An 11,965-nucleotide genomic window follows, 5' to 3' on the forward strand; every position below is an offset into this window, starting at 1 on the left:
CGTTTAGCCCCGCTCGATCGGGCCGCCTGCGGCCATCCAATGGGCCAGCCCACCCAGATTGTGCACATCCGTATACCCCATCCGGCGCAGCATTCCGGCGGCCATATTCGAGCGCGCGCCCGAGGCACAATACAGCGCGATTGGCTTGTCCTGTTTCAGGTCCGGGTGAAAATCGGGGTGGCGCGGATCGGCCATATCGGCCAGTCGCATCATCGGAATATGCAGCGCGCCGCGCGCTTTGCCCGAACTTGCCAATTCTGCGTGGTCTCGGATGTCGATCAGGGTCATCTCTCCGTCCGCGACCTGCTGAACGGCATCGGCAACGGGCAGGGCGGGGGCAGCTTGGCGCATGAATCCAAACATTGGCGGTCCTTTTGGTGTTTTATCTTGCAGGCCAATTTGTGTGTCGGCTGCCTGGGCTTCAAGAGAGGCATAGCAAATAAATTCTGAAAACGGAATATAAATGTCGCCCGAGCGGCCCTGCGCAGTGCGAACTGCCGCTTTGGGTGGCGTTGTTCCGCTAATGTTCTTCATTTTTTCTTGGAGACTCGGCCCGTCTCTACTATCTGTTAACCACTGATGGCGAGGGACCCATGGCTGATCTGAAAAACATCGAGGTGCGCGGCGCGCGCGAGCACAACCTGAAAGGCATCGACGTGGACATTCCGCGCGATCAACTGGTGGTGATCACCGGGCTGTCGGGCTCGGGGAAATCCTCGCTCGCGTTTGACACGATCTATGCCGAGGGGCAGCGCCGCTATGTGGAATCCCTGTCTGCCTATGCGCGGCAATTCCTGGACATGATGGAAAAACCGGATGTCGATCACATCAGCGGCCTGTCCCCGGCGATTTCCATCGAACAGAAAACGACCAGTAAGAACCCGCGCTCGACCGTGGGCACCGTGACCGAGATTTACGATTACCTGCGTCTGCTGTTTGCCCGTGTCGGCACGCCTTACAGCCCCGCCACCGGCCTGCCGATCGAGGCCCAGCAGGTGCAGGATATGGTGGATCGCGTGATGGGAATGGAGGAGGGCATGCGCGCCTACCTGCTGGCCCCCATCGTGCGCGACCGCAAGGGCGAATATCGCAAGGAATTCTTAGAGCTTCGTAAACAGGGGTTCCAGCGGGTCAAGGTCGATGGCGAATTCCACGAATTGGACACGCCGCCCACGCTGGACAAAAAGTTCCGCCATGACATTGATGTGGTGGTGGACCGGATCGTTGTCCGCGAGGGGCTGGAGACGCGGCTGGCTGACAGTCTGCGCACCGCCTTGGATCTGGCCGATGGGATCGCCGTTCTGGAAACCGCCCCGCGTGAGGGCGATCCCGAACGCATCACTTTTTCTGAAAATTTTGCCTGTCCTGTCAGCGGATTCACCATTCCTGAAATCGAGCCGCGGCTGTTTTCCTTCAACGCGCCCTTTGGCGCCTGTCCGTCCTGTGACGGGCTGGGGGTGGAGCTGTTTTTCGACGAACGGCTGGTAGTGCCCGACCAGAATATCAAGGTCTATGACGGCGCGCTGGCCCCCTGGCGCAAGGGCAAATCCCCCTATTTCCTGCAAACGATCGAGGCTCTGGCGCGTCACTACGATTTCGATCAGAACGCGCGCTGGAAGGACTTGCCCAAGAAGGTGCAGCAGGTGTTCCTCTATGGCTCGGGCGATGAGGAAATCGAGTTCCGCTATGACGAGGGCGGGCGCGTTTATCAGGTAACGCGCGTGTTCGAAGGCGTCATTCCGAACATGGAGCGGCGCTATCGCGAGACGGATTCGAACTGGGTGCGCGAGGAATTCGAGCGCTATCAGAACAACCGCCGCTGTGGTGATTGCGGCGGCTACCGCCTGCGCGCAGAGGCCCTGGCCGTCAAGATCGCGGGCCTGCATGTGGGCCAGGTGGTGGAGATGTCCATCAAGGAAGCCTTCGCCTGGTGTCAGACCGTCCCTGACCATCTGACCGACCAGAAAAATGAAATCGCCCGCGCCATTCTAAAGGAAATCCGCGAGCGCCTGGGTTTTCTGAATAATGTGGGATTAGAATATCTTACGATGAGCCGCTCAAGTGGTACATTAAGTGGCGGCGAGAGCCAGCGCATCCGCTTGGCCAGTCAGATCGGCTCGGGGTTGACCGGGGTTTTATACGTGCTGGACGAGCCCTCGATCGGGTTGCATCAGCGGGATAATGATCGGCTGATCGGCACGCTGAAGAACCTGCGCGATCAGGGCAACACGGTGATCGTGGTCGAGCATGACGAGGATATGATCCGTCAGGCCGACTATGTGTTCGACATCGGCCCCGGCGCGGGGGTGCATGGCGGGCAGGTGGTGTCCAAGGGCACACCCACGCAGATCTCGGATGATCCGGCCAGCCTGACCGGCCAGTACCTGAGCGGCGCGCGCGAGATTTCGGTGCCCACCGAGCGGCGCAAGGGTAACAAAAAGAAGGTCAGCGTCGTCAAGGCAACGGGCAATAACCTGCAAAACGTGACGGCGGATTTTCCTTTGGGTAAATTTGTTTGCGTGACAGGGGTTTCCGGCGGGGGGAAATCCACGCTGACGATTGAAACGCTGTTCAAGACGGCCTCGATGCGGCTGAACGGGGCGCGCCAGACGCCTGCGCCTTGCGAAACCATCAAAGGGCTGGAGCATCTGGACAAGGTGATCGACATTGATCAGCGGCCCATCGGGCGCACGCCCCGGTCGAACCCGGCGACCTATACCGGGGCGTTCACGCCGATCCGCGACTGGTTCGCCGGTCTGCCCGAGGCCAAGGCGCGCGGATATAAACCCGGACGGTTCAGTTTCAACGTCAAGGGCGGCCGCTGCGAGGCCTGTCAGGGCGATGGTGTCATCAAGATCGAGATGCATTTCCTGCCCGATGTCTATGTCACCTGCGAGACCTGCAAGGGCGCGCGCTATAACCGTGAAACTTTGGAAATTCAGTTTAAAGGCAAAAGCATAGCCGACGTTCTTGATATGACGGTTGAAGATGCGCAGCAGTTTTTCCAGGCTGTTCCGTCCATTCGCGATAAGATGGATGCGCTGATGCGCGTGGGGCTGGGCTATATCAAAGTGGGTCAGCAGGCCACGACCCTATCGGGGGGCGAGGCGCAGCGGGTGAAACTGTCCAAGGAGCTGGCCAAACGCTCGACCGGGCGGACGCTGTATATTCTGGATGAACCCACCACCGGCCTGCATTTCGAGGACGTGCGCAAGCTGCTGGAAGTGCTGCACGAACTGGTGGATCAGGGCAACTCGGTCGTGGTGATCGAGCATAACCTGGACGTGGTGAAAACCGCCGACTGGATCATCGACATCGGCCCCGAGGGCGGGGATGGCGGCGGGCAGATCGTGGCCGAGGGCACGCCCGAAGATGTCGCCCAAGAACCGCGCAGCCATACCGGCCGCTACCTGGCGCCGATGTTGGGGCTGAAGGCTGCGGCCGAATAAAAAGGCGAACGGCCCCGAAAAACGGGGCCGCGCGGCTTATTCAGACTTCACCTTGCAGGTGTTGATACCCAGCAGGCTGTAGGGCGGGCAGGTGCCCAAGGCCGCCGTCGCCAGCAGCACGATGCCCACGATCAGCGCGATCCAGCCCCAAACGCCGGACAAAGCGGTGAAAAATGCGATCACCAGAACCACGCCCACGATGGCGCGGATGATGCGATCAGTCTGGCCCATATTCTTTGCAAACATGTCAATTCCCCTTCCAGGAATGGTTAACCCTGACCAAGGGTAAAAGACAGATTGAGCAAAATGAATATGATTCTGATCAATTCCGCGTGCGTTTCTGGAACCGGGGCAGCATGGCGCTGAAATCCATACCTTTTCCATCTTCATTTTCGACGAATTGTTCATACAGGGCCGCCGCCATCTGGCCCATCGGCGTATCCGCATCGGCAGAGAGCGCCGCTTGCTGCGACAGGCGCAGGTCTTTCAGCATCAGCTCGGCGGCGAATCCGGGTTTGTATTCATTGTCCGCGGGGCTGGTCGGGCCCACGCCCGGCGCGGGGCAATAGGCGTTCATCGTCCAGCTGTAACCCGACGAGGTGCTGACCACATCGAACATTTTCTGCCGGTCCAGGCCCAGTTTGTCGGCCAGGGCAAAGGCCTCGCAGGTGGCGATCATGGTGACGCCCAGGATCATGTTGTTGCAGATCTTGGCGGCCTGTCCGGCGCCGCTGTCGCCGCAATGCACGGCTTTCTGGCCCATGATGTCGAACAGCGGGGCCGCGACGGCAAAGGCCTTGGCGCTGCCACCGGCCATGAAGGTCAGGGTGCCGCCCACCGCGCCCCCCGTACCGCCCGAAACGGGCGCGTCCACGGCCATCAGCCCGGCGGCCTCGGCCTGAGCGGCGACGGCACGGGCGCTGTCCACGTCCACGGTCGAGCAATCCACCAGCGTGGCACCCGGTGCCATTGCGGGGATCACCTGATCGGCGACGGCGCGCAGAATCTGGCCGTTGGGCAGCATGGTGATAACCACGTCTGCATTCGCGACGGCCTCTTGGACGGTTGCGGCATTGGTGACGCCTGTTGCCGTGGTGCCGGCGGTGTCGAATCCGGTGACGGAATGGCCCGCTGCGGCCAGGTTTGCAGCCATGGGCGCGCCCATGTTGCCAAGTCCGATGAATGCGATCTGCATTGGCTTATTCCTCCTCAAAGCCGAGTGTTTCTGCGCCCAAAGGCATCAGCATCTGCGACACGGCGGTCGCGGGCACGCTGTCATGGGCGTGTTTCCAGGTGGGGGTGCGGTCCTTGTCGATGATCTGGGCGCGCACCCCTTCCAGAAAGTCTCCGTGCTCCATGATCCGATGCGAGGCGCGGTATTCCATTTCCAGCGCTTTGCGGATGGTCAGGCTGGGGCTGCGCAGCCGGTGGATCATCTCTAGCGTGACGGCCATCGACAGGGGCGCGTTGCGCATCAGGGTTTGCAGCGTTTTGGCGGCGAAATCGCCAGAGTCCGCGCGCAGGGCGTTCAGGATGTCTTGCAGCGTCTCTCCGTCGAAAAGCATATCAATTTCAGTCTGTTGTGCGGCCAACGGGCTGCCGGGTGCGGGCTGCGCGGCGGCCTTCAGCGCGGCGATCTCTCCGGTTTGGGTCAGCGTCTGGATCAGGCCGGGCCAGTCGGCCTGCGGGACATAGGCATCGGCAAACCCGGCATGGATCGCATCGCCAGGCCCCATGCGCGCGGCGGTCAGGCCCAGATATTCGCCCAGCCGCCCCGGAGCGCGCGCCAGCAGATACGTTCCGCCCACGTCCGGCACAAAGCCGATCCCGCATTCGGGCATCGAGATCTGCGAGCTTTCGCACACCACCCGGTGGCTGACATGCCCGCCCAGCCCCACGCCGCCCCCCATGGTAAAGCCATGCATCAGGCTGACGATGGGCTTGGGGTATTCGGCCAGCTTGGCGTTCATCCGGTACTCATCGCGCCAGAATTTGCGGCCGAATTCATAATCCCCGGCGATCCCGGTGCGGTACATTTCCGCGATGTCGCCGCCCGCGCAGAAGGCGCGATCGCTGTCGGCGTCGAGGATGATCAAGGCCACGCTGTCATCGGCGCGCCAGCTGTCCAGCGCCTGTTCGATTGCCATGCACATGTCATAGCTCAGCGCGTTCAGGGCCTGCGGGCGGGTCAGCGTGATACGGCCGGCGCGGCCCTCGGTGCGGATATGGGTTTCGCTCATCTGCGGTTATCCTCTGTCGCTCAGCAATTGGCGCGCAACGATCAGGCGCATGATCTCATTCGTGCCTTCCAGAATTTCATGGACGCGCAGGTCGCGGACGATTTTCTCGATCCCGTAATCGGCCAGATAGCCATAGCCGCCGTGCAATTGCAGGCACTCGTTCGCCACTTTCGAGCCGGTTTCCGTGACGAACCGTTTGGCCATGGCGCAGAATTTGGTGGCGTCGGGCGCGCGCTGGTCCAGCTTCCATGCGGCCTGGCGCAGGAAGGTCCGCGCGGCTTGCAGCTCGATCTCCAGATCGGCCAGACGGAATTGCAGCGCCTGGAACTGGTCGATGGTTTTGCCAAAAGCCTTGCGCTCGCCCATATATTGCAGGGTTTGCGTCAGGGCGGCCTGCGCGGCCCCCAGGCTACAGGCCGAGATATTCAGCCGCCCGCCGTCCAGCCCGGCCATGGCGTATTTGAATCCGTCGCCCTCGGTGCCGATCAAATTCGCAGCGGGGATTTTGCAATCGTCGAACTGCACCTGGCGCGTGGGCTGCGATTTCCAGCCCATCTTTTCCTCAAGCCCGCCAAAGGACAGCCCATCGGTGCCGTCCTCGACCACCACGGTGGAAATCCCCTTGGGGCCATCCGCGCCGGTCCGGCACATCACGACATAGGCGTCAGAATAGCCGCCCCCCGAGATGAACGCTTTGGTCCCGTTCAGCGTGTAGCTATCATTGGTGCGATCCGCGCGGGTTTTCAGCGCGGCGGCATCCGAGCCCGAGCCCGGCTCGGTCAGGCAATAGGACAGCACGGTGTCCATGCTGATGGCGGGGGTCAGATAGCGGGCCTTGATGTCGTCAGAGCCGAACGCATCCAGCATCTTGGCGCACATGTTGTGGATCGACAGGAAGGACGCGACCGAGGGGCAGGCGTGGCTGAGCGCCTCGAAAATCAGGGTGGCATCCAGCCGCGACAGGCCTGACCCGCCCGAGTCTTCGCTGACATATACCCCGCCCAGCCCCAGCGCGCCCAGTTCGGGCCACAGCTCTTTGGGGATGGTGCCCTGTCTTTCCCATTCGGCAGCGTAGGGCGCGATGTTTTCCTGGCCAAAGGCCAGCGCCATATCAAAGATGGCGGTTTGTTCCTCGGTTAAGGCGAAATCCATGGGTTTCCTCCCGGATCGGCTGGATATTTGAACATGTGTTTATTTCTCAACCCTTGCAGAAATTTTTCAGCCGGAAAATTTGCAGGGGCAGGGGCAGGGGCAGGGGCTATAAATCGTGGTGATATTCCTCGATCAGGTGACGGACGACGGCCCTGAGGGCCTCGGGGCGGGGGGCTTCGGCGTGCAGCGCGTCCTGGTAAACGGCCCGCTGCCTGTCGGCCGAATTGCCGCGCGCCAGAATGGTGCGCAGGTTTTCGATCTCGGGGGTGCAGCCCAGGGCCTGGGCATCTTCGGCAATCAGGGCGATCATATGTTCGACCAGCGTGTCAAAGGGTACGATGGAACGGTCGCCAAAGTCGATCAGCCCGCGGTTCAGCCCGTATCGCTGCGCGCGCCAGCGGTTTTCCGCGATCAGGAAATTGTCATAAAGCCGCCAGCGCTGGTTTTTCTGGCTTAGCCGCCACAGCATCCGCGTCAGGCATTGGATCAGCGCCGCCAGGGTCAGCGTGTCCTCCAGCCGGGGGGACACATCGCAGATGCGCGCCTCGATCGTCGGGAACCGGGCCGAGGGGCGCAGATCCCACCAGATTTTCGAGCTGTCCTCGATCAGTTCCAGATCCACCAGCGCCTGGACCGAGCGTTCGTAGCTGCTCCAACTGTCGAATTTCGGCGGCAGCCCGGTGCGCGGCAGGTTGTCGAAAACGGTCAGCCGGTAGCAGCTTAGCCCGGTATCCTCACCCTGCCAGAACGGTGAGGACGCCGACAGCGCCAGCAGATGCGGCAGAAAATAGCTGAGCTGATTCATCAGGTCGATGCGCTGATCGGGGTAGGGAATGCCCACATGCACATGCATCCCGCAAATCAGCATCCGCCGCACCACCCCGGCCAGATCATCATGCAGATCGTTGTAGCGGTCCTTGTCGGTGTGATGCTGGTCACGCCAGTTCGAGAACGGATGGCACGAGGCGGCGATGGGCGCGAGGTTATACTCTCTGGCGATATGCGCGACGGTGCGGCGCAGATGCTGCAATTCGGCGCGCGCCTGAGAGACATCGGCGCAGACCTTGGTGCCGATCTCGACCTGACAATTGAGGAATTCAGGGCTGAACTGGCCTTCGAGCGCGGCGCCGCAGCGTGTCATCAGATCGGCCGGGGCCGGAGCCAGATCCAGCGTGTCCAGATCGACAAGCAGATATTCTTCTTCGATCCCGATGGTGAAATCTGGCTGTGGAATGGGCATGGTGAACCTCTGGCGCGTGTAAACCTGCTGAAACAGAGCAGATCGGCCGATCTCCGGCAAGCGCAACCGTACCGAGTGCGGCACTGGCGGGACATTTGAGTATTTGGATCAGAAAGAAGCAGGAGGCTTCGTGCCCCGGATAGGTTCGGGGTCGGCCGAGGCGCAGTGTCCCGACCGCCCGAAGGGCTGATCAAGCGCGCGCGAATGCGCGCTCAATCGGATCCGGAGGATCAATCCATTGCTTTGAAGGCGAATTCGCCGCCTTCCTTGATGCCCGAGAACCAGCGCGAGGTGACGGTTTTCGTTTTGGTGTAGAAGCGCAGGGCGTCGGGGCCGTATTGGTTCAGGTCGCCAAAGGCCGATTTTTTCCAGCCGCCGAAGGTGAAATAGGACAGCGGCACCGGGATGGGGAAGTTGATGCCCACCATGCCCACGTTGACTTTGTGGGCAAAGTCGCGCGCGGTGTCGCCGTCTGCGGTATAGATCGCGGTGCCGTTGCCGTAGTCATTCTTGATGATCAGGTCCAGCGCGTCTTCGTAGCTGTCCATGCGGACGGTGGACAGGACGGGGCCGAAGATTTCCTCTTTGTAGATGTCCATGTCGGGGGTCACGTTGTCAAAGAGTGAGGGGCCGACGAAGAAGCCGTCCTCGTAGCCCTGGAGGGCGAAGTCGCGCCCATCGACCACCAAGTTTGCGCCCTGTTCAACGCCCGAGTTCACCAGACCATTGATCCGGGCCTTGGCCGCGCCGGTGATGACGGGGCCGTAATCCACGTCTTCGCCTGCGGTGTAGGGGCCGACCTTCAGCGCTTCGATGCGCGGGATCAGGCGTTCGACCAGAGCGTCCGCAGTTTTCTGACCCACCGGCACCGCGACCGAGATCGCCATGCAGCGTTCGCCTGCCGCGCCGAAACCGGCACCGACCAGCGCGTCGGCGGCCTTGTCCAGATCGGCGTCGGGCATGATGATCATGTGGTTTTTCGCGCCGCCAAAGCATTGCGCGCGTTTGCCATTGGTACAGGCGCGGCCATAGATGTATTGCGCGATCGGGGTCGAGCCGACAAAGCCCACGCCCTGGATGGTTTCATTGTCCAGAATGGTGTCCACGGCTTCTTTGTCGCCATGCACGACTTGCAGCACGCCATCGGGCAGGCCGGCCTCTTGGGCCAGTTCGGCCAGGCGCATCGCGGTCGAGGGCACGCGTTCCGAGGGTTTGAGGATCATCGCATTGCCGCAGACCAGCGCGGGGGCCATTTTCCACAGCGGGATCATCGCGGGGAAATTGAACGGCGTGATGCCGGCCACAACGCCCAGCGGCTGACGCATGGAATACAGGTCAATGCCGGGGCCGCCGTCGTTCATATATTCGCCCTTCAGCAGGGCCGGGGCACCCATGCAGACCTCGACGACCTCCAGGCCGCGCTGCACATCGCCGCGTGCGTCGGGCAGGGTTTTGCCGTGTTCGCGGCTGAGCATTTCGGCCAGCTCGTCCATGTGTTCATTGATCAGGTCGGCCAGTTTCATCATCACGCGGGCGCGGCGCTGCGGGTTGGTGGCGGCCCACTCGGGCTGGGCCTTGGCGGCGGCGGCGATGGCGGCGTCCATCTCGGCCGGAGTGGCCAGCGGAACCTTGGCGATTTGCTCGCCGGTGGCGGGGTTGAATACTTCGGCAAAGCGGCCCGACGTGCCTTTGACATGCTGGCCGTTGATGAAATGACAGATCTCTTGCATTTGGTCCTCCATTTGCAGTTGGCGCCAGCTTAGGCTTGCATTTTTCCGGAATAAACAGGCAAGTTGGCAAAAGCGTTTTGCAATATTGCAATAGGTGGGGCGATGAACTGGGACGATCTGAAAATATTTCTGGCCGTGGCCCGCAACGAAAGCCTGTCCGGCGCGGGCCGGGGGCTGAAGGTGGATCCGGCCACGGTGGGGCGGCGGATCGGGCGGCTGGAGGACCAGCTGGACACGCCCCTGTTCGTGAAGTCTCCGCAGGGGTATGCGCTGACGGGTGCGGGGCAGCGTCTGCTGGTCCACGCGGAACGGGCCGAACAGGCCATGGGCGCCGCAGTCGAGGAAATGGCAGGGCAGGCGGGGGCGCTCTCGGGGCAGATCCGCATCGGGGCGCCGGATGGTTGCGCGAACTATCTGCTGCCTCAGGTCTGCGCGCGCATCGTGCAGGACAATCCCGATCTTGAGGTGCAGATCGTCGCCCTGCCGCGGGTTTTCAACCTGTCCAAACGCGAGGCCGACATGGCCATCGGGGTCAGCCCGCCGAATGCGGGGCGGCTGACGGTGCAGAAGATCACCGATTATCGCCTGCATCTGGCCGCGCATGAGATTTATCTGCGCGATCACCCCCCCATTGCCTCGTTCTCGGATTTACGCGGGCATCCGCTGGTGGGCTATATTCCGGACATGATTTTCGACAAAGAACTGGACTACCTGTCCGAGGTCGGCGCGCAGAGGGTGTCTTTGGCCTCGAATTCGGTGTCGGTGCAGTTCAACTGGGTGCGGCAGGGCGGCGGGATCGGGATCGTGCATGATTTCGCCATTCCCTCGGCCACGGGCCTGCGCAAATTGTTGACCGAGCAGCTGAGCCTGATCCGCAGCTTCTATCTGATCCGCCATGCGGACGACCGCCGATCAGAGCGGCTGAACCGTTTTGCCGTGGCCCTGGCCGAGGGCGTCCGCACCGAGGTGCAGCGCCTGGAAGCCCAATGCTGAGGCGTTCGGCCGCTCCTGCCAAGGTCGTATCCGCTCGTGGAAAGAGATTTCACAGTTGTGCTTGACACTCTGTCGCAGGCGGGTGACGCTGGGTGCGCGAAATATTATTGCGGAGGAGACCCCAAATGCTTGTCCATCAGATCCTCAAGGCCAAAGGTGACGACGGTGTTGTCTCGGTTCAGCCGGGGACCCCGATTTCTGAAGTAACCCAAATCCTGGCCGAGCGCCGCATTGGCGGTGTGATCGTGTCCAAGGACGGCCAGGTGGCCACGGGGATCTTGTCGGAACGCGATATCGTGCGGGCTCTGGCGGTCAAAGGCACCAATGTGCTGAATGAAAAGGTCGAGGACATGATGACCCGCAACCCGGTTTGCTGCGCGCGCAATGATACCGCCGACACCGTGCTACAGCGCATGACGGATGGCCGTTTCCGCCATATGCCCGTCGTCGAAGAAGGTGTTCTGGTGGGCATTGTCACCATCGGAGACGTGGTAAAGGCCCGGATGCAGCAGCTGTCGATGGAAAAGGATGCCCTCGAAGGTATGATCATGGGGCATTAACACTTGCATTCCCTGACGCAATAATGTTGCGTGCGCAGCATGGAATATGTCTGTTCTGAGGGGAGGAGCACCTGATGCGTATCGGTTTGTATCCGGGGACGTTTGACCCGATCACATTGGGCCATATTGATATCATCCGGCGGTCGGCCAGCCTGGTGGACCGTCTGGTCATCGGAGTGGCGATCAACCGTGACAAGGGGCCTTTGTTCCCGCTGGAAGAACGCGTTGCGATGATAGAGGGCGAAATGGCCAAGCTGGTCGCCGAAACCGGCACCGAAATTGTTGTGCATCCGTTCGAAAACCTGCTGATCGACTGCGCGCATGATGTGGGCGCACAGGTGATCGTGCGCGGCCTGCGCGCGGTGGCCGATTTCGAATATGAGTTTCAGATGGTCGGCATGAACCGGGCGCTGGACAGCACGGTTGAGACGGTGTTCCTGATGGCCGAGGCCAAACATCAGGCGATTGCCTCGAAACTGGTGAAGGAAATCGCGCGGCTGGACGGGGATGTGTCGAAATTCGTCACCCCCGCTGTACGAGAGAAACTGCTGGCCAAGCTGGGCAAGGCCGTCTGAAAACCTGACCGTCCGGCAAAGCCCCG

Annotated in this window: 11 protein-coding genes; 4 read left to right on the forward strand and 7 right to left on the reverse strand. The window is 61.5% G+C overall.

Features of this window, described 5'->3' with window-relative positions:
* Positions 1-3 precede the first annotated feature (3 nt).
* Complete coding sequence (locus ACP15O_RS04125; RefSeq protein WP_425094772.1) at positions 4-363, reverse strand: rhodanese-like domain-containing protein; 360 nt, start codon at positions 361-363, stop codon at positions 4-6.
* A gap of 230 nt (positions 364-593) precedes the next feature.
* Between ACP15O_RS04125 and uvrA the strand changes: the two genes are divergently transcribed.
* A complete protein-coding gene (gene uvrA, locus ACP15O_RS04130; RefSeq protein WP_425094773.1) occupies positions 594-3,449 on the forward strand; it encodes an excinuclease ABC subunit UvrA in 2,856 nt (951 codons plus the stop codon).
* 36 nt (positions 3,450-3,485) lie between these two features.
* On the opposite strand, the gene ACP15O_RS04135 is transcribed toward uvrA, so the two are convergent.
* The 6 genes from ACP15O_RS04135 to ACP15O_RS04160 all read right to left on the reverse strand — a co-directional run bounded on the left by ACP15O_RS04135 (position 3,486) and on the right by ACP15O_RS04160 (position 9,811).
* Entirely contained in the window at positions 3,486-3,695 is a 210-nt protein-coding gene (locus ACP15O_RS04135) for a YgaP family membrane protein (protein WP_425094774.1), read from the reverse strand.
* 76 nt (positions 3,696-3,771) lie between these two features.
* Positions 3,772-4,644: a 3-hydroxyisobutyrate dehydrogenase gene (gene mmsB / locus ACP15O_RS04140; protein WP_425094775.1), complete on the reverse strand. Its 873-nt coding sequence runs from the start codon at positions 4,642-4,644 to the stop codon at positions 3,772-3,774.
* A gap of 4 nt (positions 4,645-4,648) precedes the next feature.
* Positions 4,649-5,689, reverse strand: a complete 1,041-nt coding sequence (locus ACP15O_RS04145; RefSeq protein ID WP_425094776.1) for an enoyl-CoA hydratase/isomerase family protein — start codon at positions 5,687-5,689, stop codon at positions 4,649-4,651.
* Positions 5,690-5,695: 6 nt separating this feature from the next.
* The gene (locus ACP15O_RS04150) at positions 5,696-6,841 is read right to left on the reverse strand and encodes an acyl-CoA dehydrogenase family protein (RefSeq protein ID WP_425094777.1); all 1,146 of its coding nucleotides are present in this window, start codon (positions 6,839-6,841) and stop codon (positions 5,696-5,698) included.
* A gap of 106 nt (positions 6,842-6,947) precedes the next feature.
* A complete protein-coding gene (locus ACP15O_RS04155; protein ID WP_425094778.1) occupies positions 6,948-8,081 on the reverse strand; it encodes a carboxylate-amine ligase in 1,134 nt (377 codons plus the stop codon).
* 230 nt (positions 8,082-8,311) lie between these two features.
* The gene (locus tag ACP15O_RS04160) at positions 8,312-9,811 is read right to left on the reverse strand and encodes a CoA-acylating methylmalonate-semialdehyde dehydrogenase (protein WP_425094779.1); all 1,500 of its coding nucleotides are present in this window, start codon (positions 9,809-9,811) and stop codon (positions 8,312-8,314) included.
* Between the two features lie 102 nt (positions 9,812-9,913).
* Here ACP15O_RS04160 and ACP15O_RS04165 point away from each other — a divergent pair, with 102 nt between their 5' ends.
* The 3 genes from ACP15O_RS04165 to coaD all read left to right on the forward strand — a co-directional run bounded on the left by ACP15O_RS04165 (position 9,914) and on the right by coaD (position 11,939).
* Positions 9,914-10,804 carry a LysR family transcriptional regulator gene (locus ACP15O_RS04165; RefSeq protein ID WP_425094780.1) on the forward strand — a complete coding sequence of 297 codons (891 nt, stop codon included), beginning with the start codon at positions 9,914-9,916 and terminating at the stop codon, positions 10,802-10,804.
* Between the two features lie 125 nt (positions 10,805-10,929).
* On the forward strand, positions 10,930-11,364 hold the full coding sequence (locus ACP15O_RS04170) for a CBS domain-containing protein (RefSeq protein ID WP_425094781.1): 435 nt from the start codon (positions 10,930-10,932) through the stop codon (positions 11,362-11,364).
* A gap of 74 nt (positions 11,365-11,438) precedes the next feature.
* A complete protein-coding gene (coaD, locus tag ACP15O_RS04175) occupies positions 11,439-11,939 on the forward strand; it encodes a pantetheine-phosphate adenylyltransferase (RefSeq protein WP_425094782.1) in 501 nt (166 codons plus the stop codon).
* Positions 11,940-11,965: the final 26 nt, after the last annotated feature.

This window comes from Youngimonas ophiurae (nom. illeg.), from assembly GCF_049803795.1.
Lineage (GTDB): Bacteria > Pseudomonadota > Alphaproteobacteria > Rhodobacterales > Rhodobacteraceae > Thalassobius.